This window comes from Vibrio sp. Hal054 (genome assembly GCF_037162405.1).
Taxonomy (GTDB): Bacteria; Pseudomonadota; Gammaproteobacteria; order Enterobacterales; family Vibrionaceae; genus Vibrio; species Vibrio diazotrophicus.
On sequence record NZ_JARLUT010000001.1, the window covers coordinates 3220210 to 3242278 of the forward strand.

A 22069-nucleotide genomic window follows, 5' to 3' on the forward strand; every position below is an offset into this window, starting at 1 on the left:
TCGTGAACATTATTACTGAGCATAAAATCCCATTAGGAAGTTGGATGGAAACCGGGGTCGACTGGCTCACCATTAATGCCTCTGGTTTCTTTGATACCATTTCATTCTTACTTGAAAGCATCATTATGTTGTTGGTTGATGTATTTAAATGGATGCCACCAGCCGCTCCTATTCTTTTAACCGCCGCTATTGCGTGGTGGTTGCACCGCAGTGTTTCGTTAGTTGTGTTTATCATCGCAGCCCTGTTGCTGATCTTAAACCTTGGCTACTGGCAAGAAATGCTGGAAACCTTTGTTATGGTTTTCTCCGCGACAACGATTTCCGTATTAATTGGCGTCCCACTCGGAATCATGGCGGCACACCGTCCATGGGTTTACACCCTGATGCGTCCTATTTTGGATTTGATGCAGACAGTTCCTACTTTCGTCTATCTGATCCCTACACTGGTATTGTTTGGTTTGGGTGTCGTTCCGGGACTGATTTCTACCATCATCTTTGCCATTGCAGCGCCGATTCGTTTGACTTACTTGGGAGTTACCCGTGTACCGGAAGAACTGATTGAAGCCGGTAAAGCGTTTGGTGCTAACCGCACAAAACTGCTCTACAAAGTCGAACTTCCTGCCGCTCTGCCAAGCATCATGGCGGGTATTACCCAATGCATCATGCTATCACTGTCGATGGTTGTGATTGCAGCCTTAGTCGGCGCAGATGGCTTAGGTAAGCCAGTTGTTCGCGCATTAAACACGGTAAACATTTCGCAAGGTTTCGAAGCGGGTTTAGCGATTGTACTTGTCGCCATCATTCTGGATCGCCTGTGTAAAGCACCAAACAGCAAAGAGGTATCATAATGAAAACCATTAATATCGAAAATCTGGATGTCGTGTTTGGTGACCAAACAGCCGCTGCAACAGAGCTACTGGATCAAGGTAAAACTCGTCAGGAAATTATCGATGCGACAGGTTTAGTTGTTGGCGTCGATAACGTAAGCCTTGATGTAAACCAAGGTGAAATCTGTGTTCTTATGGGTTTATCGGGTTCCGGCAAATCGAGCTTACTACGAGCAATTAACGGGCTTAACCCAATTACTCGTGGTTCTCTAGTGGTTCAGGACAAAGAGCAAAGCATCGATTTAGCCACATGTAATGAAACAACTCTGCGAGAACTACGAACTAATAAAGTCTCTATGGTGTTCCAGAAGTTTGCGCTCATGCCTTGGCTAAGTGTTTTGGACAATGTTGCCTTTGGTCTTGAAATGCAGGGGCTAGCTAAAAAGGAACGTCGATCTCGTGCACGTGAAAAACTGGAAATGGTTGGACTTGCAGAATGGGAAGATAAGCTTCCACATGAGCTGTCAGGCGGCATGCAACAACGCGTTGGCTTAGCACGAGCGTTCGCGATGGATAGCGATATTCTGTTAATGGATGAACCCTTCTCTGCGCTTGATCCATTGATTCGATCGCAACTTCAGGATGAGCTACTCAGCCTACAAAAACGCTTAAACAAAACCATTGTGTTTGTTAGCCACGATTTAGATGAAGCACTGAAAATTGGATCTCGTATCGCCATTATGGAATCAGGAAAGCTGATCCAATATGGTAAGCCAGAAGAGATTGTTCTCAAGCCGAAGACTCAGTACGTCCAAGATTTCGTTTCTCACACCAACCCATTAAATGTCCTTAAAGGACGCTCTTTAATGAACAGTTGTGATGAACTTAAGCAAGAATCTGGTCGCTGGCAGATATGCCAACAAGCTGATGTTTGGATAGAGAAAAACGACAACAAATGGAATGTATCTTCTTCGCCAAAACTGAAGCTGATTGAATGGAACGAACAGACTAAGTTCGAAGAATTAACCAGTGATTCACTTGTAGTAGCTTCACCAGATATCGAAATGCGTGATGCTATCGAAATTCGCTACCATACTGGTAACCCTATTGTGTTGATAGAGAATGGAGAGTTAGTCGGAACGTTAAGTGACCATGACTTCTACCACGCTCTACTTGGTAAGTATCAGCAAGAGCAAGCTGCTTAGATTAGTAGATTTAGTTCTATAAGAAAAAGGCGACTTTATGGTCGCCTTTTTATGTTTCACGTGAAACATCTTTTGTCTCTATTCTTCTCTCTATCTCAAGATCTCAATCGCTCAAATCGAATAGTCAGGGGATGCTTTTATCCTGAATAGGCAAAATGCCAATCCTGCCACACTGCTTCCAGCCCTTTGCTCTTCATCGCCAACGCCACATCATTTGCAGAGCGTTCGTCACTAATCGCAAACTGCTCCAGCTCAACATTCGAATTCGCGTAACCACCGGGTTGAGTTTTCGAAGCAGCAGAAATGCTAGTGATACCGAGCACTGAAACGTTGTCTCTAAAACTAGCAGACTCACGTGTCGATAGAGAGAGTTCTACTTCTCCATTCCATAATCGATAAGCACAAATGAGCTGAACAAGCTGTTTATCACTCATAACAGATTTGGGCTGCATGGCTCCGGCACACGGTCTTAATCGTGGAAAGGAAATCGAGTATCGGCTTTGCCAATACGTTTTTTCCAGATAGTCGATATGCGCAGCTACATGGAAGCAGTCCGTTCGCCAATCTTCCAAACCAATCAACGCCCCTAGCCCAATTTTATCGATACCCGCTTTGGCTAACCGCTCCGGTGTGTCTAGGCGATATAGAAAGTCCATCTTCTTACCACGTAAATGATGCTTGCTATAAGTCGACGGATGATAGGTCTCTTGATAAACCATGACTGCATCTAAACCTAACGTTTTTAGTTCCGCATACTCCGCTTGATCTAGGGGCTGAACTTCCATAGCCAGATAGTTAAATGAAGACTTAATCAGAGGAACGGTTCTTCGAAAATAATCCATTCCTACTTTGGTTTCATGTTCGCCAGTGACCAGCAAAACACTATCAAATCCCATTTTTTTAATCGCTTCTACTTCAGCCTCTATCTCATCATCAGTTAAGGTTTTACGTTTGATACGATTGCCCATTGAAAACCCACAATAGGTACAATCGTTAGAACATAAATTTGATAGATAGAGCGGAACATAGAATGACATGGTATTACCGAAGCGCTGGCGAGTTTTCAGGTAAGACTGTTGCGCCATTTGCTCTAAGTATGGTTCTGCAGCAGGAGAGATTAGCGCTTTAAAATCTTCAAGATTTCGCTTTGACTTGCTTAACGCCAGTTCGACATCCTGAGAGGTTTTACTGTATATAGAGAGCTTGATATCATCCCAGTCGAGTTGTTTAAATCGCTCTAGAAAGCTCATCACGCGCCTCCCAGAAACTCTGTAAACGGACTTGACGCTACAGCGTGATTTACCTGACCAGCCAATCCACTTTCAAAAGCAATTCGCCCCGCCTCCACTGCCAGTTTAAATGCTTTGGCCATGGCAATCGGATCACCCGCAGTAGCAATTGCGGTATTCACCAATACAGCGTCCGCCCCTAGTTCCATTGCTAATGCAGCGTCTGAGGGTGCGCCAATTCCAGCATCAACAATGACAGGAACATTCGCCTGGTCGATGATAATTTCGAGGAATTCACGGGATACCAATCCCTTGTTGGTACCGATAGGTGCTCCCAACGGCATAACAGCAGCACAGCCAACCTCTTCCAACCTTTTACACAGAACAGGGTCTGCATGGCAGTATGGCAATACAATAAAGCCATCTTTTACCAGCTGCTCGGCGGCCAACAACGTTTCTATTGGGTCTGGCATCAGATACTTTGGATCTGGATGAATTTCCAATTTAAGCCAATTTGTGCCAAGTGCTTCACGAGCCAAATGCGCGGCAAAAATGGCGTCTTTTGCTGACTTAGCACCTGATGTATTTGGTAATAGATTCGCACCAGCTTCTATTAGCGGAGACAAAATATCATCGTCACGAGTCTCAAGATTCACTCGCTTGAGGGCCATAGTAACCAATTCAGATTCGCAAGCTTGAATAGCTTTCGCCATAGTATCGCGGTTAGAAAACTTGCCAGTACCGGTGAGTAGCCTTGAGCGAAATGTTTTATCCGCAATTGTTAGTACATTTTGACCTGAAAGACTGTTGTTCGACATAACGTTAGCCTCCTGCTATCGCTTGAAAAAGAGAGATTCGGTCCCCTTCATTGAGCACCTGAGATGACCACAAGCCTTTAGGGATAATTTGATCATTGATGGCAAAGACACAACCAACTGCGGGTAAATCTAATTGCTGTTGCAAAGAAGTAAGCGTGGTTTGCTGATTGATCTGCTGAACAATGCCATTAACGGTTACAGTGATGGACATATCACCCCCATTGTTATTGGTATTGGCTTCTTTGGCTGCGCAGACTTCACAATCAGGATCTGCCATCAACTGCCACTTTTGCCAATCTAGGTGTTTAGCGTCGAACGTCATTAACTGATGAGTTTTAAACTCAGGCAACTCAACCAAATATTGAATGGCCAACAAGGCTTGTAGATTGCCAATCGTTCCGACTACCGGACCGATAATCCCAAGGTCACTGCATTTCCCCAGTTGATCGGTATAGTCGCGAGGAACCATACAGGCATAGCAGCCAGTTGCTTTGTTTGGTGCGGCAAAATCAAAAGCGATAACCTGACCACTCCAACCAATTGCAGCGCCTGATATAAGTGGAAGCTGACACTCAAAGCACACCTGATTAACAAGATGTCGAGTCTCTAGGTTATCCGAACAATCCAACACCACATCCGCCATAGACACTTCCAAAGGCAACAGATTCTTATCAGCTCGTCGTTGTACCGTTCGAATATGACACTCTGGATTTAAAGCTCGTAGTTGTTGCGCTAATGCATCTACTTTTGGTGTTGATACATGTTGGTTACGAAATGCGATTTGACGAGACAAGTTAGAAACTTCTACCTCATCATCATCACAAAGAACCAGCTTTCCGACTCCTGCAGCAGCTAGGTATAGAGCAGCAGAGTTACCTAAGCCTCCACAGCCGATGATTAGTACAGAAGAGTCACACAGTTTTTGTTGCCCTGATTCACCAATCTCAGGTAAGCATACTTGGCGTTGATATCGTAAAAAGGCATTGTCAGATAACATCGAACACCTCCTGTCTATTCGAGGTGCGGCTAAACTTTGACTGCAACTCTCTTACGTTATCTTCCACATTTTTTGCTTCGGTAATCGCTCTGACCACAGCAATGCTTGAAACACCTTGATCGAGCACTTGCTGAATATTGTCTAAATCAATACCGCCAATCGCGACACTTGGTACTCCGATGGATTTGCCATAAGGCATACTATCAAGCAGCTTTTGATAAAGACTCAATCGTACTAAGCCTTGTGGTTTTGATGGCATTTGCTTAGTAGTGGTAGGAAATATATGTCCAAGGGCGATGTAGCTCGGTGATAGCTGATGGATACGTAGCAACTCAAAATAGCCATGAGTGGATAACCCCAATGCCACCCCACTATCTGCGATAAGCTCCAAATCCGCGTCTAGTACATCTTCTTGACCAAGGTGAACACCAAAAGCATTGTGCTTCAAAGCCAACTGCCAATAATCATTAATAAACACTTGTGCCTTGTGTTCTCTACCCAACTGGATAGCTTTAGCGATTTGTTGTTCTAAACTTGGCTCACTCGGGTCTTTAATCCGTAGTTGTATGGTTTTAATTCCCAACTTAAGCAATCTTTCAATCCATTCAACATTGTCAACGACTGGGTATAGACCCAATGATTGTTTACCTAGAGTGGTGAAACCTGTTTGAGCAATAGAAACTGCAGGTTGCTCAATAAACGGAAAATGTTGGAACTGTGTCGGCCATGTTTCACGTGAAACATTCATTGCAGCCCGACTCAAAACAAGGGCATCTTCCAGAGGAAAATCGAGAGCGAGAGAAGCTACAACCCAGGCAAAATGATGCCAAGATTGATTCGTAGATAAGGTATGACTATGAATCAAGAGCGTTGTTTCATCTAGATGAAGCCAGCTATCTACCAGACGTTCATCATAAGAAATGCCAATTTGAACAAGATTAGGTAGATAAACCTCTTGAGGTTCTCCCCCGTAGAGGAACGTCAGTTTACTCTCTAGATCACCGTCGCAACTTAATTCAAATAAATTGCTGTATAAACGAGAAGTCTCTGTATCAACAAGTTCAATACATTGGGTCGGGCTTACGCCCAACTCAATGTGACTGATATTGAAACCCTGCTCAGCTGCGAGCAGCAAAACTTGTTGAACTTCTCCCGTAAACTCAAGGCAATGAGATGGGATAAGTATCTTCACAAGTTACTCCTCCGTAACGACAGAGTTCTGTTTGACTGCTGGATGGTAAAGCTCAGAACCTGACTGCAAAAACTCCTGAGATTTTTGACGCATACCTTGATCCACTTGTTCAAATAGCAGTGGGTCATCCAGCATTTTGATTTCGATGGCTTGATCAGCGGCAACTTGCTCTTTGTTATTCGCGTATTCCCTAACCTCTTGTGAGATCTTCATTGAACAGAACTTAGGACCACACATAGAACAGAAATGAGCAACTTTCCCAGACTCTTGAGGAAGTGTTTCGTCATGGAAGGCTCGCGCCGTAACTGGATCGAGAGACAGGTTGAACTGGTCTTCCCAACGGAATTCGAAACGAGCTTTTGACAAAGCGTTATCGCGAACTTGAGCGCCTGGATGCCCTTTAGCAAGGTCAGCAGCGTGAGCAGCAAGCTTATAAGTAATAAGCCCTGTTTTTACATCTTCTTTGTTAGGAAGTCCTAAATGCTCTTTTGGCGTGACATAGCAAAGCATGGCACAGCCATACCAACCAATCATGGCAGCGCCGATACCAGACGTAATATGATCATAGCCGGGTGCAATATCTGTCGTCAGAGGACCAAGAGTATAGAAAGGCGCTTCGTGGCAATGCTTCAGCTGCTCTTCCATGTTCTCTTTAATCATATGCATCGGAACATGACCAGGGCCTTCGATAATAACCTGAACATCATATTCCCAAGCGATTTTGGTTAACTCGCCAAGTGTTCTTAACTCAGCGAACTGCGCTTCATCATTCGCATCAGCAACCGAGCCTGGGCGTAAACCATCACCTAACGAAAGCGAAACATCATACTTCGCACAGATTTCGCAAATCTCTCTGAAGTGGGTATAAAGGAAATTTTCCTGATGATGAGCCAGACACCATTTAGCTATGATTGAGCCGCCACGAGAGACAATACCGGTTACGCGTTTAGCAGTCATAGGTACGTATCGAAGAAGCAAACCAGCATGAATCGTGAAGTAATCGACCCCCTGCTCCGCTTGTTCAAGTAAGGTATCGCGCATCACTTCCCAAGTCAGGTTTTCAGCTACACCGTTTACCTTTTCCAGAGCTTGATACATAGGAACAGTACCAATCGGAACCGGGCTGTTACGTAATATCCACTCACGTGTTTCGTGAATATTTCTGCCAGTAGAAAGGTCCATAACCGTATCAGCACCCCAACGAGTCGCCCATACTAGCTTTTCTACTTCTTCTTCAATTGAAGAGCTCACAGACGAATTACCAATGTTGGCGTTTACTTTCACTAAGAAGTTACGGCCTATAATCATAGGTTCAGATTCTGGGTGGTTGATATTACATGGAATCACCGCGCGCCCTTCAGCCACTTCTTTGCGCACGAATTCTGGAGTTATGTCTTTTGGCAGATTTGCACCAAAACTCTGTCCTGAATGCTGCTGGTTGAGTTGTTCATCTTGGTAACGGCGATTACCCATGTTCTCTCGCAGCGCGATAAACTCCATTTCAGGAGTAATAATACCCTGACGAGCATAATGCAGTTGAGTAACGCGTTTCCCCTCTTTGGCACGACGAATCGAAGGCAAATTGCCATAGCGCAGCTCGTCCAATGTTTCATCTGATAGACGCTCTTGAGCGTATTCAGAGCTCATCGATTGCAGAACTTCAGTATCGTTTCGCTCTTCAACCCAGCCAGCTCTTAGCTTAGGTAACCCGCTATATAAATCGATTTCATGTTCAGGATCGGTATAAACACCAGAAGTGTCGTAAACACAAATTGGTTCGTTAGGCTCAAATATCGGAGCTTCTTTGCTTCCTCCGATTAAGCTATCAGCAAGTGAAATCTCACGCATCGGTACGCGTAAATCGGCACGAGAGCCAACGACATAGGTCTTACTAGAATTTGGATAAGGTTGAACTGAGAGGTTCTCGATAAACTGTTTTGCTTCCAGTCTTGCTTGTTTGCGACTCGACATAGCATTTTCCTTGTATTGTTTTTAGGGATAAATGCTTGGCGGAAAAATGTGTCAATAAGAGATGAGTAGACGGATCTTAGGTTTGGGGCTTATCGCCAACCAATCTAGAAAGAGGCTCTTCTCTTGTTCCCTTCGCTGGTATTAACCAGATCAGGTTCAACGGATCCCGAATAAACGGTCTCAGCCTTATGGCACTCCGACAAGTGAAACGATTATAGATAAAGAAACTTAGTTAACCAAGAACAAAAGTAGAGTTTTTAATCAACCTTTTATTAACCATTGATAAGCAAGCCAAGCGGCTGAAATGCTCAACAATACATTTAGTAGCACGTTAAAACCCATTTTCACAAACGCACCTTGCTGCATAAGAAGTACGTTATCCATTGAGAAAGTAGAAAACGTAGTCAGTGCACCAAGAAAACCTAAACCGATAATTTGTCGCCAAGGATAAGGAGCCAGCCACTCATTCTCTACTGCAGCGATCAGCAACCCCATAATAAATGAGCCGACCACGTTAACGGTTAACGTACCATATGGGAAAGATCGTCCGAATAAAGTGACACACATTTCTGATACTAAGTATCGAGAACACGCACCGATCGCACCACCGATCGCAATAAGACCCAAAATTGAAAATTGCCCCATGTACCCTCCCAAAATCATTTCAGCCATTGTACTGATTTATTGAGCACAAAAGAGTCAAAAATGATGAAAATAATGTTCTCATAATAAGAGGAATTACCCTCTATAACTGAATAGTTTTAAAAAGTTACAGGAGTCACTTTAAGCAACTTCGATGTATCCCATCAAACCCGTTTTCATGTGTTCAATCACATGACAGTGATACATCCATCGACCTGGGTTGTCGGCAACGAACGCCGCCTTCGCTGAGCCATTTTTTCCAAGCAATACTGTATCTGTATGAAAAGGAGCATCGACAGGTTTTCCATCCAACTCTAACACGGTAAACGTATGTCCATGTAAGTGAATAGGATGATGATACTGCGTGACATTTTTGAGATTAAAAATATACGTTTTGCCAAGTTCTAAACTAGCGAGTGGTGCAGGAATATTATTGGCGCTCATTCCTTCCCAAGCTCGTTTGTTCATCAGCCAAAAATTAGGTACAGCATGCCCACTTTCATCAGCAGGAGAAACGGCACCTTCCCACTCAAAAACGAAGTCTATGGATTGAGCATTGGCCAAATCAATCTTAGGAATCGGATTGAGAGGCAAAACTGGGATCTCGGTGTCTTCGGGTAGCTTTGATTGCTGACATTTAAATTCACACAGTGGGAACGGGAATTTTCCTTTCATCTGGCGCACGTAAACCACATTTCCAGCCTTAGGCGCAATAAAAGCGATGTCCACTCTCATTCCCGGCCCAATCTTATGCTCTTTTAAAGGATAAGGCGTTTTAATCGGATTACCATCAATAGCCACTACCCACGCTTCAGCACCTTCAACAGCAATTGGATAAGTAATCGTGTTGTCGACATTAGCAATTCTCAATCTGACACTGGCATTTTGCTGCACATCGTAACTAGGATTGTGAATACCATTTACCGTTCCCCACTCCCCCGGAGTACCCATGCGAGCGCTGTAGCGTGGAATCATCAAGTCCTTCCATTGGCCTTTTTTATCAAGATGCCAATGTTTAAGAACTAACTCATGTTCTTGATCGAAAGTGACTGGCTGCGCTTCTTCCACCACGATAAGACCAACCAGTCCCATCCCCAGTTGTTTTACGCTGTTCATATGAGGGTGATACCAGAAGGTGCCCGCATCCGGTGGAGTAAACTCATAAACGAATGTCTCTCCGGGCATAATCGGCCTCTGGCTTAGAAATGGAACACCATCCATACCAATAGGTATACGCAAACCATGCCAATGGATTGTTGTCGCCTCATCAAGTTTGTTGGTAAAACGAATGGTCACTTTTTCCCCCTGACGACAGCGTATTGTCGGAGCAGGTATTGAACCGTTGAAGCCAAGAACAGGAGTTACATAACCCGGAACGATCTCAGCAGAAGAAGCTTCCGCTGTAAGTTCATAAACATATCTTTCCTGATCAGTTCGAATCAATGAACAGGCAGGTAATAACGTAGATAGCCCAAGAGCTGAACTAACTGAAAGAAAACGACGACGAGTAATATCCATTTCTGCCTCAGGTAAAGCAACACAACAAAGTGTTAATAAAACTTATTCTCATCACAATGTAAACAACAGTGGACATTAAATCGCTCTAGCCCATCTATTTTTTAATGATGCAGTTCCTGCCGTTGCGTTTCGCCATATACAGCGCCGAATCCGCTTTGCTGAATAAACTGTGTAGAGTGTCACCGTTACTAACTTCGCTATAACCAACACTGATAGTAACGGGGTTAGGAAGCATTAAGGAGGCTTTGGTTTCAACAGCCTTACGTATCTCTTCTAAAAGCGTTTTAACACTCTCAGAATCGCTCTGAGAAAGAAAAAGAACAAACTCTTCGCCACCGTAACGACCAATCAGATCTTGCTGTCCCATAAATGATTTAAGGATGTTAGAGACTGCAATAAGCGTATTGTCACCAACATCGTGCCCAAAAGAGTCATTTACCTTCTTGAAATGGTCGATATCAACAACTGCGATGACGCCTCGAGAGCCAGAATTGGATAAAGATTGAGAAATACGTTCATTGATATAGCGCCTATTGTACAACCCCGTCAGTTCATCACGGATAGAGCGCTCGTAATGCCAATCGATCTGCTTAAACAAAAACAGCGACAATAATGAACCAAGCAAAAAGAAACATACAATGTTCTGAGTTACAACAACGGCCACACGATAGTAATCAGGACTGTTAGTTATTCCCAAAGCGATAGTTGGAAAGCTAGCGGCAACCATACAAACCACAGCAGAGAGCGCCAACATGCGCTCACCTCTTCCGTTTTGGTGACGATGCCGATAACAAACCCAATATGCAGGGAGATAAACCATAATAAAGTTCAAGAAAGCTAACTGAACTCTTAACTGAAGGGTTCCGGGCCAGTAATAGTAAACTACGTACTGAACAGCCGTATAAGCAAGAACATGGATAACAGCAAGCTTCCATAGCCAAGACTTTATTGGTTTCTTATACCAGCTTAGAGTGCCAAATAAGAGCAGATAAGCCACGCTCATATAGAGCGCATTATTAATTAATACAGAATAGCCAAGAGGAACCCAAGAGCGGATAGCCATTGCAAAAAAAGCAGAACCTAACAACAGAAAAAATAAGAAAAAGTACGATGCAGAGAGTCTTTGATAACCAGACAAACCACTACGAATTTGTAATAAGAACAAACATCCAACAACACTGCAGAGAATATTGTTTAAGACGCTAGCAAAGATAATTAGATCGGAGGCTGAGTAAATCACGGTATGGCGTTTATGTAAGCAAGTGGGGCGATAATATCACCGATATTAATGATAACAAAGTAACCAATTAGGTAAGCATATTTTCATTACTGTTGTAGAAGCCTACGATCCACTGGCTAATATCACCTACTACTCAATAAATCCCTATTATCCAAATAATACCAATCTAAGTAAAAATGTGATCTAATTGAGGCCATCCAACAATAAAACTGATTCTCTATGGATAGCCTCAATAATATCGACTTTAAAAAGCTCGCAAGCCAGCAGAAATCCATCCAGATGAAAATGAGACTGCTGGCCCTCGCTCATTTCAAAGATGGGCAATCACGCACACAAATCGCCAAGTTTCTCAAGGTAAGTCGAACCAGTGTCAATAAGTGGGTTCAAGCTTTTCTTGAAGAAGGGCTGGAAGGGCTACAAGAAAAGCCAAGAACTGGAAGACCGCCATTCTTAACTTCCGAGCAAAAAGAGCAATTGAGCCAATACATAAAAGATAAAGCCAATGATACACAAGGCGGACGACTGACTGGTGCCGACATCCACGCTTATATTGTGAAAGAATTCGGCCAGCACTACCACCCTGATTCTATCTATTACCTGCTCGACCACATGGGCTTTTCATGGATAACTTCCCGCTCAAAACACCCCAAACAATCTCAACAAACACAAGACGATTTTAAAAAAATTCAAAATCGAAACGATCCTTAAGATCCCGGGACATATAGCTTTAGAGTGTGTCGATGTCTGGTTTCAGGACGAAGCCAGATTTGGGCAACAAAACACGACCACACGTTTATGGGCTGAAAAAGGAACTCGCCCAAGAGCCGTGAAGCAACAACAATTTGAGTATGCCTATCTGTTCGGTTCAGTCTGTCCCAGCAAAGGAATTGGTGAGGCTATCGTTGTCCCTTGGGTTAGTAAAGACATCATGATAGAGCACTTAAAACAAATATCGGCAGTCACGGAGAAGGGACGTCACGCCGTCGTTGTTATGGATGGGGCAGGATGGCATACAGAAGACATTACCAATGACTTTAAGAATGTCAGTGTCATCAAACTTCCCCCTATTCTCCAGAGCTAAACCCTATCGAACAAGTATGGAGTTGGTTGAGGCAACGCTATTTAGCCAACCAATCTTTTACTGATTACGACGATATCATCGCCAAAATCTGCGATGCATGGAATCGTTTTTTGGATAGCCCTAAAAGAGTCACCAAAATGTGCTCAAGAAGATGGATAGACCTGACCAGTTAATTTTCCAGATTGGTATAACAGGTGCATAAAAGCCCCAGTCTTTCGACTGAGGCTTCTAGTAATGGCAGGAGTGGAGAGATTCGAACTCCCAACACACGCTGATTTTTGGTGTTGGCGGAATCCGCTGCTCTGCCAATTGAGCATTACAGCAACTATCCAAACGACAGATGTGAAAAAGCCCCAGTTTATCGACTGAGGCTACTGATAATGGCAGGAGTGGAGAGATTCGAACTCCCAGCACGCACTGATTTTTGGCATTGGCGGAATCCGCTGCTCTATCAATTGAGTGTTACAGCAACTAGCCAAACGACAGATGTGAAAAAGCCCCAGTCTATCGACTGAGGCTTCTAATAATGGCAGGGGTGGAGAGATTCGAACTCCCAACACGCGGATTTGGAATCCGCTGCTCTGCCAATTGGAGCTACACCCCTGCAGAATTTCTATTCTCTAGATTTGCAAAAACCTCAGCTTTTCAGCTGAGGTTCTTTAAATAAGTGGCGGAGCGGACGGGACTCGAACCCGCGACCCCCGGCGTGACAGGCCGGTATTCTAACCAACTGAACTACCGCTCCGCATTGGTTAGCGCTTGGTGCTAAATAAAAGCCTGGCGATGTCCTACTCTCACATGGGGAGACCCCACACTACCATCGGCGCTAATTCGTTTCACTTCTGAGTTCGGCATGGAATCAGGTGGGTCCAAATCGCTATGGTCGCCAAGCAAAATTTTAAAATTCGGAAAGCTGTTAATGTTCTCTACACATTCAATTCTGTTCTTGCTTTGAGCCCACAAAACCCCTTGGGTGTTGTATGGTTAAGCCTCACGGGCAATTAGTACAGGTTAGCTCAATGCCTCACAGCACTTACACACCCTGCCTATCAACGTTCTAGTCTCGAACAACCCTTTAGGACACTTAAAGTGCCAGGGAGAACTCATCTCAGGGCTTGCTTCCCGCTTAGATGCTTTCAGCGGTTATCAATTCCGAACTTAGCTACCGGGCAATGCTACTGGCGTAACAACCCGAACACCAGAGGTTCGTCCACTCCGGTCCTCTCGTACTAGGAGCAGCCCCCTTCAATTCTCCAACGCCCACGGCAGATAGGGACCGAACTGTCTCACGACGTTCTAAACCCAGCTCGCGTACCACTTTAAATGGCGAACAGCCATACCCTTGGGACCGACTTCAGCCCCAGGATGTGATGAGCCGACATCGAGGTGCCAAACACCGCCGTCGATATGAACTCTTGGGCGGTATCAGCCTGTTATCCCCGGAGTACCTTTTATCCGTTGAGCGATGGCCCTTCCATTCAGAACCACCGGATCACTATGACCTGCTTTCGCACCTGCTCGAATTGTCATTCTCGCAGTCAAGCGGGCTTATGCCATTGCACTAACCACACGATGTCCAACCGTGTTTAGCCCACCTTCGTGCTCCTCCGTTACTCTTTGGGAGGAGACCGCCCCAGTCAAACTACCCACCAGGCACTGTCCTCGACCCGGATGACGGGTCTGAGTTAGAACATCAAACATACAAGGGTGGTATTTCAAGGACGGCTCCACACAAACTAGCGTCTGCGCTTCAAAGCCTCCCACCTATCCTACACATGTAGGTTCAATGTTCAGTGCCAAGCTGTAGTAAAGGTTCACGGGGTCTTTCCGTCTAGCCGCGGGTACACTGCATCTTCACAGCGATTTCAATTTCACTGAGTCTCGGGTGGAGACAGCGTGGCCATCATTACGCCATTCGTGCAGGTCGGAACTTACCCGACAAGGAATTTCGCTACCTTAGGACCGTTATAGTTACGGCCGCCGTTTACCGGGGCTTCGATCAAGAGCTTCGACCGAAGTCTAACCCCATCAATTAACCTTCCGGCACCGGGCAGGCGTCACACCGTATACGTCATCTTACGATTTTGCACAGTGCTGTGTTTTTAATAAACAGTTGCAGCCACCTGGTATCTGCGACTCTCATCAGCTCCATCCGCGAGGGACTTCACCGTCAAGAGCGTACCTTCTCCCGAAGTTACGGTACCATTTTGCCTAGTTCCTTCACCCGAGTTCTCTCAAGCGCCTTGGTATTCTCTACCCGACCACCTGTGTCGGTTTGGGGTACGATTCCTTACAATCTGAAGCTTAGAGGCTTTTCCTGGAAGCATGGCATCAATGACTTCACTACCGTAGTAGCTCGACATCGTGTCTCAGCCTTAAAGAGAGCCGGATTTACCTAACTCTCAAGCCTACGCACTTGAACCTGGACAACCGTCGCCAGGCCCACCTAGCCTTCTCCGTCCCCCCATCGCAATTGTAAGAAGTACGGGAATATTAACCCGTTTCCCATCGACTACGCCTTTCGGCCTCGCCTTAGGGGTCGACTCACCCTGCCCCGATTAACGTTGGACAGGAACCCTTGGTCTTCCGGCGAGGAGGTTTTCACCCCTTTATCGTTACTCATGTCAGCATTCGCACTTCTGATACCTCCAGCATGCTTTACAACACACCTTCAACGGCTTACAGAACGCTCCCCTACCCAATACAATAAATTGCATTGCCGCAGCTTCGGTTGATTACTTAGCCCCGTTACATCTTCCGCGCAGGCCGACTCGACTAGTGAGCTATTACGCTTTCTTTAAATGATGGCTGCTTCTAAGCCAACATCCTAGCTGTCTGAGCCTTCCCACATCGTTTCCCACTTAGTAATCATTTGGGACCTTAGCTGGCGGTCTGGGTTGTTTCCCTCTCCACGACGGACGTTAGCACCCGCCGTGTGTCTCCCGGATAGTACTTACTGGTATTCGGAGTTTGCAAAGGGTTGGTAAGTCGGGATGACCCCCTAGCCTTAACAGTGCTCTACCCCCAGTAGTATTCGTCCGAGGCGCTACCTAAATAGCTTTCGGGGAGAACCAGCTATCTCCGAGTTTGATTGGCCTTTCACCCCTAGCCACAAGTCATCCGCTAATTTTTCAACATTAGTCGGTTCGGTCCTCCAATTGATGTTACTCAATCTTCAACCTGCCCATGGCTAGATCACTCGGTTTCGGGTCTATATCCAGAGACTGAACGCCCAGTTAAGACTCGGTTTCCCTACGGCTCCCCTATACGGTTAACCTTGCCACTGAATATAAGTCGCTGACCCATTATACAAAAGGTACGCAGTCACCCCACGAAGAGGCTCCTACTGCTTGTACGTACACGGTTTCAGGTTCTATTTCACTCCCCTCACAGGGGTTCTTTTCGCCTTTCCCTCACGGTACTGGTTCACTATCGGTCAGTCAGGAGTATTTAGCCTTGGAGGATGGTCCCCCCATATTCAAACAGGATATCACGTGTCCCGCCTTACTCGTTTTCACTTAAAATGACATGTCGGTTACGGGGCTATCACCCGGTATCGCGGCACTTTCCAGAGCCTTCACCTGTGTCATTAAAAGCTTAAGGGCTAATCCAATTTCGCTCGCCGCTACTTTCGGAATCTCAATTGATTTCTTTTCCTCGGGGTACTTAGATGTTTCAGTTCTCCCGGTTCGCCTCATTAACCTATGTATTCAGTTAATGATACTCACTTATGTGAGTGGGTTTCCCCATTCGGAAATCGTAGACTCAAGTGGCTTTTACTGCCTTATCTACGCTTATCGCAAGTTAATACGTCCTTCATCGCCTCTGACTGCCAAGGCATCCACCGTGTACGCTTAGTCACTTAACCATACAACCCCAAGAGGTCTTATGTATGGCAAACAACCAAGGTTTAGTTGTCTCTCATTATTTGAATGAGCGAGAGACATTTCGATTTTGCCGGACTCAAATATGAATACTTACTTATAAAGTAAGATTCCCAAGAACACTTGAATGTGTATTGGTACCTAAATGACTATGTCATCTAGGATTTGAGAACTTTTAATAGTTAATAATTAATCAAATTATTAACTGTCAGCTTTCCAAATTGTTAAAGAGCAAGAGTTTTTATAAACAAAGAGTTTATGAAAACCATTTTTAAATATTCTTTTTCAAAAACACTTAAAGATGGTGGGCGATACCGGGTTCGAACCAGTGACCCCCTGCTTGTAAGGCAGGTGCTCTCCCAACTGAGCTAATCGCCCATTATTTCACTATCAAGATGGTGGAGCTATGCGGGATCGAACCGCAGACCTCCTGCGTGCAAGGCAGGCGCTCTCCCAGCTGAGCTATAACCCCATACTTGAAGCGATAATGGTGGGTCGTGCAGGATTCGAACCTGCGACCAATTGATTAAAAGTCAACTGCTCTACCAACTGAGCTAACGACCCATGGTATCCCGTAGGGGAGTCGAACCCCTGTTACCGCCGTGAAAGGGCGGTGTCCTAGGCCTCTAGACGAACGGGACACTAAGATACTCTTATCTTTCTAAACCTAATCAATCTGTGTGGACACTCATCAAGAGAATCTTTACGTAAGGAGGTGATCCAGCGCCAGGTTCCCCTAGCGCTACCTTGTTACGACTTCACCCCAGTCATGAACCACAAAGTGGCAAGCGTCCTCCCGAAGGTTAAACTACCTGCTTCTTTTGCAGCCCACTCCCATGGTGTGACGGGCGGTGTGTACAAGGCCCGGGAACGTATTCACCGTGACATTCTGATTCACGATTACTAGCGATTCCGACTTCATGGAGTCGAGTTGCAGACTCCAATCCGGACTACGACGCACTTTTTGGGATTCGCTTACTATCGCTAGTTCGCTGCCCTCTGTATGCGCCATTGTAGCACGTGTGTAGCCCTACTCGTAAGGGCCATGATGACTTGACGTCGTCCCCACCTTCCTCCGGTTTATCACCGGCAGTCTCCCTGGAGTTCCCGACATGACTCGCTGGCAAACAAGGATAAGGGTTGCGCTCGTTGCGGGACTTAACCCAACATTTCACAACACGAGCTGACGACAGCCATGCAGCACCTGTCTTACAGTTCCCGAAGGCACACCTGCGTCTCCGCTGGCTTCTGTAGATGTCAAGAGTAGGTAAGGTTCTTCGCGTTGCATCGAATTAAACCACATGCTCCACCGCTTGTGCGGGCCCCCGTCAATTCATTTGAGTTTTAATCTTGCGACCGTACTCCCCAGGCGGTCTACTTAACGCGTTAGCTCCGAAAGCCACGGCTCAAGGCCACAACCTCCAAGTAGACATCGTTTACGGCGTGGACTACCAGGGTATCTAATCCTGTTTGCTCCCCACGCTTTCGCATCTGAGTGTCAGTATCTGTCCAGGGGGCCGCCTTCGCCACTGGTATTCCTTCAGATCTCTACGCATTTCACCGCTACACCTGAAATTCTACCCCCCTCTACAGTACTCTAGCTTGCCAGTTTCAAATGCTATTCCGAGGTTGAGCCCCGGGCTTTCACATCTGACTTAACAAACCACCTGCATGCGCTTTACGCCCAGTAATTCCGATTAACGCTCGCACCCTCCGTATTACCGCGGCTGCTGGCACGGAGTTAGCCGGTGCTTCTTCTGTCGCTAACGTCAAATAATGCAGCTATTAACTACACTACCTTCCTCACGACTGAAAGTGCTTTACAACCCGAAGGCCTTCTTCACACACGCGGCATGGCTGCATCAGGCTTGCGCCCATTGTGCAATATTCCCCACTGCTGCCTCCCGTAGGAGTCTGGACCGTGTCTCAGTTCCAGTGTGGCTGATCATCCTCTCAGACCAGCTAGGGATCGTCGCCTTGGTGAGCCATTACCTCACCAACTAGCTAATCCCATCTGGGCATATCCTGACGCGAGAGGCCCGAAGGTCCCCCTCTTTGAGCCGAAGCTATTATGCGGTATTAGCCATCGTTTCCAATGGTTATCCCCCACATCAGGGCAATTTCCCAGGCATTACTCACCCGTCCGCCGCTCGCCACCCGAGAAACAAGTTTCTCTGTGCTGCCGCTCGACTTGCATGTGTTAGGCCTGCCGCCAGCGTTCAATCTGAGCCATGATCAAACTCTTCAATTTAAGATTTTGTCGGCTCAACGAATACTGACTTCAAAACTGCTCTTACTCGAAAGTAAGACGTAATTTTAAAGCTATTACCATTCCAACAGAATGGTAATGAATTGACTGTGCCAAGACCCCTAATGTTTCCAAAAGAAGACTTGATTGGTCACTCAGTTCATTGAAACCTAAGTTGCTTTGCTACAAGAACAAAGACTTAACTTTGATTTTCATCAACGAGTGCCCACACAGATTGATAGGTTTAAATTGTTAAAGAGCTACGTTTTTAAAGGCATTCCTCTCAAAACGGACGGCTATTTTAGCTAGTTAAGTTTAAGTGTCAAACACTTTTTTAAAACTTTTTCATCGTTAATTGATGCTAGTTAATAAACCGGCTAACTGGTTACATTTCTTATGAACTGTTCCCTTGTCAGCGAGGCGGCATTATAGGGAGATGATCGGAATTGGCAATAGTTTTTTAGCAAAGTTTTTGAAGTTTTTTATCGTTCGAACAAAAAAGAGCCAGCAAGGCTCTTTTTTGTCTGTTTTCTTTACAATTGTTCAAACTTTTGGGCGAATAAAGACACTTTTTCCCAGTCTGTATATTCAACTTCTTTCGTTGTATCCGTTTCACCACCGGTCAATTTCATAATGAAACGAATCATCATTCTATCTATTGGGCGATAACGTGGGTAATAAAGCGCTCCAGCAAACACACCTATCAATGAAGGCTGCCAAGGTGATTTCTTTAGAAACGTTTTTATATAAACGCTTCCTTCAGGAGTATCTTTACCCTGCTCCACTTTACGAGCAGTCAAATTGACACAATAAAAGGCAGCCTTTAATTGTTCTAACTGTTTTATGTGGGCATCGATAAATTGATACAACTTCGCATTTAATTTTCCATAGCGGATAGAGGCACCAATCAACACTTTGTCATATTGCGTTAAATCCATTGTATGGCACTCATGCAGGTCAACAAACTGACATTCATAACCTTGCAACTGCTGCGCAATGTGGTGCATGATTTTTTTTGTCTGACCTTCGCGGGTCGAATATAAAAGAAGTGCTTTCACGCTATATCCCTACTTTGTAACCCTAGCTACGCCAAAACGTAGGCGTTAACAAAATTAATAAAGTAAATATTTCTAGACGACCGAACAACATGGAGACAATAAGAACCCACTTGGCACTATCATTAATGTCAGCAAAGTGGACAGAAACCTCTCCTAGTCCAGGCCCTAAATTGTTTAAAGTGGCTGCAACGGCTGAAAATGCGCTGAGTTCATCCATTCCTGTCGCTATCACTGCAAGCATACAAACCACAAACACTAATGCATAAGCAGAGAAGAATCCCCATACCGCATCGACAACACGTTGTGATAACGCACTGTCCCCTAGTTTAATTGGGTAGATTGCTCTCGGGTGCACTAAACGTTTCATTTCACGAGCACCTTGCAATGTAAGCAATAACACTCGAATGACTTTCATACCGCCACCGGTTGAACCAGCACAACCACCTATAAAAGATGAGAACAGTAGAAGCACAGGTAAGAACAGAGGCCATTCTGAGAATCCTGTTGTGGTAAATCCGGCCGTTGTCGATATTGATACCGTTTGGAATATCGCCTGATCAAACGCATCATAAAGAGAATCATAGGTATGGTGCTGCAATAGCATTAAGAAACAGACGACAAATAGAATGACTTGTATCCCGATAAAAGCTCGAAACTCAGGATCACGCCAATAATACTTTGGATGCACACCGCCCGTTGCCCAAACAGCATAATGCAAGGTGTAGTTACACGCAGATATTAAGAGGAACACTACCGTAATAAGGTTAATCGAATAGCTGTCAAAATACCCCATACTCGCGTCATGAGTTGAGAAACCACCAATAGCGATAGTTGAAAAACTATGGCAGATCGCATCGAAAACCGTCATACCAGCCAACCAGAACGCTGTAGCACATAGAATGGTTAAACTAAGGTAGATATACCACAACGCTTTTGCCGTCTCTGCAATACGGGGAGTTACTTTCGTGTCTTTAACAGGGCCGGGGACTTCAGCTCGATACAACTGCATACCACCGATACCCAGCACAGGTAAGATAGCGACTGCTAATACGATGATACCCATACCACCAAACCACTGTAGGAACTGACGGTAAAATAGAATCGCCTTAGGTAATTCATCAAGGCCAACTATGACTGTCGCCCCAGTAGTGGTTAATGCGGAAAATGATTCAAAAAAAGCATTAGTGACTGATAGGTTCGGGTTATCAGACAGCAAAAAAGGCATCGCCCCAGCGCTACCGATTACCGTCCAAAAAAGTACAACAATAAGAAAACCGTCTCGGGATTTTAGTTCATGCCGATGGCGACGGTTAGGAAACCAAAGTACCGCGCCAAAAAACAGCAATGCAAAGAAAGTAGTGACAAATGGCACACCCGCACCATCGCGATAGATCAAAGCGACCAGCGCTGGAGCTAGCATTGTAGAGCTAAATATCGCGAGCAGCAGCCCGACAATCCGGATAATTGAACGAAATTGCATTGATAGACAAAATGAAGCCGGGCTTCTTAGTTCCTATATATTGTTTAAATCGGTGACAATAATTTTTGCACCGCTTCGATTAATGATAGTTTGGGTGAAATCTTCAACATGAAGAACTTCCAGCTCCACATCCAATTCCACGTTTGAACCGTATTGAGCGTCAACTTCTGTTCCGTCGAACTGCTTAATAATAGACTGCGCCAGCGGAACTAGGCCGTAGTCTAAACTTAGGTGCAAATTTGTGGTGATTTTTTTCTCAATAGTTTGAAGCAGCTTAAGAGCTTGTTGCACACCACCACCGTACGCCTTAACTAAACCACCAGTTCCAAGACGAATACCGCCATAGTAACGCGTGACTACAGCCGTGATTTCACCAACGCCAGAACCAGATAACTGAGCCAATATCGGCTTACCCGCTGTTCCTGACGGCTCGCCGTCATCACTAAACCCCCAAAGCATCGAATCTTCAGGCCTACCCGCGACAAATCCCCAACAGTTATGCCTCGCATCAGGATGTTTCTGCTTTATTTGCTCCACAAACGCTTTGGCTGCATCACTACTAGGCGTATGTGCAAGATATGTAATAAACAGGCTCTTTTTTATTTCTTCTTCGAAGATAACCGGCTCATTGGGGATTAAATAGGGTCGAACGTTCATATTTTTCACAAAATCATAAAGA

At 45.2% G+C, this 22069-nt stretch carries 13 protein-coding genes, 6 tRNA genes, 3 rRNA genes, 2 pseudogenes and 1 riboswitch; of the genes and pseudogenes, 3 read left to right on the top strand and 21 right to left on the bottom strand.

What is annotated here, in order from left to right:
* Positions 1-2: 2 nt before the first annotated feature.
* Positions 3-848 carry a choline ABC transporter permease subunit gene (choW, locus tag P4S58_RS15020; RefSeq protein ID WP_042490103.1) on the top strand — a complete coding sequence of 282 codons (846 nt, stop codon included), beginning with the start codon at positions 3-5 and terminating at the stop codon, positions 846-848.
* The gene (choV, locus tag P4S58_RS15025; protein ID WP_102963058.1) at positions 848-2032 is read left to right on the top strand and encodes a choline ABC transporter ATP-binding protein; all 1185 of its coding nucleotides are present in this window, start codon (positions 848-850) and stop codon (positions 2030-2032) included. Before choW ends, choV begins: the two co-directional genes overlap by 1 nt.
* 137 nt (positions 2033-2169) lie before the next feature.
* Here the strand turns inward: choV and thiH are convergent, their stop codons facing one another.
* The 9 genes and pseudogenes from thiH to P4S58_RS15070 all read right to left on the bottom strand — a co-directional run bounded on the left by thiH (position 2170) and on the right by P4S58_RS15070 (position 11564).
* Positions 2170-3282 (bottom strand): 2-iminoacetate synthase ThiH, encoded by a 1113-nt coding sequence (gene thiH, locus P4S58_RS15030; protein WP_102963059.1) that lies wholly within the window; start codon positions 3280-3282, stop codon positions 2170-2172.
* On the bottom strand, positions 3282-4079 hold the full coding sequence (locus P4S58_RS15035; RefSeq protein ID WP_102963060.1) for a thiazole synthase: 798 nt from the start codon (positions 4077-4079) through the stop codon (positions 3282-3284). The genes thiH and P4S58_RS15035 overlap by 1 nt, the downstream gene beginning before the upstream one ends.
* A gap of 4 nt (positions 4080-4083) precedes the next feature.
* Entirely contained in the window at positions 4084-4290 is a 207-nt protein-coding gene (thiS, locus tag P4S58_RS15040; RefSeq protein WP_102963061.1) for a sulfur carrier protein ThiS, read from the bottom strand.
* 33 nt (positions 4291-4323) lie between these two features.
* Positions 4324-5076, bottom strand: a pseudogene (locus P4S58_RS15045) (HesA/MoeB/ThiF family protein); the annotation flags it as partial.
* Positions 5066-6268 (bottom strand): thiamine phosphate synthase, encoded by a 1203-nt coding sequence (locus P4S58_RS15050; RefSeq protein WP_102963063.1) that lies wholly within the window; start codon positions 6266-6268, stop codon positions 5066-5068. The pseudogene P4S58_RS15045 and the gene P4S58_RS15050, both read right to left, overlap by 11 nt.
* 3 nt (positions 6269-6271) lie before the next feature.
* A complete protein-coding gene (thiC, locus tag P4S58_RS15055) occupies positions 6272-8239 on the bottom strand; it encodes a phosphomethylpyrimidine synthase ThiC (RefSeq protein ID WP_102963064.1) in 1968 nt (655 codons plus the stop codon).
* Positions 8240-8349: 110 nt separating this feature from the next.
* Positions 8350-8448: riboswitch (TPP riboswitch) on the bottom strand.
* A gap of 52 nt (positions 8449-8500) precedes the next feature.
* Positions 8501-8884: a fluoride efflux transporter CrcB gene (gene crcB / locus P4S58_RS15060; protein WP_102954552.1), complete on the bottom strand. Its 384-nt coding sequence runs from the start codon at positions 8882-8884 to the stop codon at positions 8501-8503.
* Between the two features lie 138 nt (positions 8885-9022).
* The gene (locus tag P4S58_RS15065) at positions 9023-10399 is read right to left on the bottom strand and encodes a multicopper oxidase family protein (RefSeq protein ID WP_102963065.1); all 1377 of its coding nucleotides are present in this window, start codon (positions 10397-10399) and stop codon (positions 9023-9025) included.
* A gap of 94 nt (positions 10400-10493) precedes the next feature.
* Complete coding sequence (locus P4S58_RS15070; protein ID WP_245879058.1) at positions 10494-11564, bottom strand: GGDEF domain-containing protein; 1071 nt, start codon at positions 11562-11564, stop codon at positions 10494-10496.
* Positions 11565-11858: 294 nt separating this feature from the next.
* Here P4S58_RS15070 and P4S58_RS15075 point away from each other — a divergent pair.
* A pseudogene (locus P4S58_RS15075) lies at positions 11859-12893 on the top strand (IS630 family transposase).
* Positions 12894-13247: 354 nt separating this feature from the next.
* On the opposite strand, the gene P4S58_RS15080 reads toward P4S58_RS15075, so the two are convergent.
* The 12 genes from P4S58_RS15080 to P4S58_RS15135 all read right to left on the bottom strand — a co-directional run bounded on the left by P4S58_RS15080 (position 13248) and on the right by P4S58_RS15135 (position 22047).
* Positions 13248-13324: transfer RNA gene (locus tag P4S58_RS15080), tRNA-Trp, on the bottom strand.
* Positions 13325-13388: 64 nt separating this feature from the next.
* Positions 13389-13465, bottom strand: a tRNA-Asp gene (locus P4S58_RS15085).
* Positions 13466-13495: 30 nt separating this feature from the next.
* Positions 13496-13611: ribosomal RNA gene (rrf, locus tag P4S58_RS15090) — 5S ribosomal RNA — on the bottom strand.
* Positions 13612-13700: 89 nt separating this feature from the next.
* Positions 13701-16588, bottom strand: a 23S ribosomal RNA gene (locus tag P4S58_RS15095).
* Between the two features lie 318 nt (positions 16589-16906).
* A tRNA-Val gene (locus P4S58_RS15100) sits at positions 16907-16982 on the bottom strand.
* An 18-nt stretch (positions 16983-17000) separates the two neighbouring features.
* A tRNA-Ala gene (locus P4S58_RS15105) sits at positions 17001-17076 on the bottom strand.
* Between the two features lie 16 nt (positions 17077-17092).
* A tRNA-Lys gene (locus P4S58_RS15110) sits at positions 17093-17168 on the bottom strand.
* A gap of 1 nt (position 17169) precedes the next feature.
* Positions 17170-17245, bottom strand: a tRNA-Glu gene (locus P4S58_RS15115).
* A gap of 67 nt (positions 17246-17312) precedes the next feature.
* A 16S ribosomal RNA gene (locus P4S58_RS15120) occupies positions 17313-18855 on the bottom strand.
* Together the 16S, 23S and 5S rRNA genes with 6 tRNA genes alongside form the textbook arrangement of a ribosomal RNA operon.
* A gap of 530 nt (positions 18856-19385) precedes the next feature.
* Positions 19386-19910, bottom strand: a complete 525-nt coding sequence (gene hemG, locus P4S58_RS15125; RefSeq protein WP_102964065.1) for a menaquinone-dependent protoporphyrinogen IX dehydrogenase — start codon at positions 19908-19910, stop codon at positions 19386-19388.
* A gap of 22 nt (positions 19911-19932) precedes the next feature.
* On the bottom strand, positions 19933-21390 hold the full coding sequence (locus P4S58_RS15130) for a TrkH family potassium uptake protein (RefSeq protein WP_102964066.1): 1458 nt from the start codon (positions 21388-21390) through the stop codon (positions 19933-19935).
* 33 nt (positions 21391-21423) lie between these two features.
* A complete protein-coding gene (locus P4S58_RS15135) occupies positions 21424-22047 on the bottom strand; it encodes a YigZ family protein (RefSeq protein WP_042489585.1) in 624 nt (207 codons plus the stop codon).
* Between the last annotated feature and the right edge of the window lie 22 nt (positions 22048-22069).